1 protein-coding gene is annotated in these 364 nt (G+C 50.3%); it reads right to left on the reverse strand.

Features of this window, described 5'->3' with window-relative positions; all coding sequences use genetic code 11:
- Positions 1–87: 87 nt before the first annotated feature.
- A partial coding sequence (locus tag MO867_RS22760; protein ID WP_252473409.1) for a hypothetical protein occupies positions 88–364 on the reverse strand: 277 nt, incomplete at its 5' end.

A 364-nucleotide genomic window follows, 5' to 3' on the forward strand; every position in this document is an offset into this window, starting at 1 on the left:
GTTTTATCAATCGGCGCGTCTGGGCTTTACGGCCATCCAGAATTGCCCGCACCATTTCCGCATTAAATAAAATAGGTTTCTCTTTCATTACGCGGCTTTCCCTTTTTCCTGTTTACGATTAGGCAGAATCTCTGCCTGCCAGCCGTGGTCCTTGTAGTGGTTGGGGTTGGCTTGGTTTTGGATGTTGTCCAACTCGGGGCGCACTAATTCGGCCAGGTCGTTTAGGCGCACTCCATACGCTTCAAATTCGGTTGATTCGCTGTAGCGTTCACCCTCTGGGGTTTTGCACTCGACAAATACCGTCACCTGCCAGTGGTGTTGCCAGTTCAATATTTCATGCTGGTAATCAGCGCGGGCGATATTG

Origin of the sequence: Microbulbifer okhotskensis (assembly GCF_023895975.1) — a bacterium.
Taxonomy (GTDB): domain Bacteria; phylum Pseudomonadota; class Gammaproteobacteria; order Pseudomonadales; family Cellvibrionaceae; genus Microbulbifer; species Microbulbifer okhotskensis.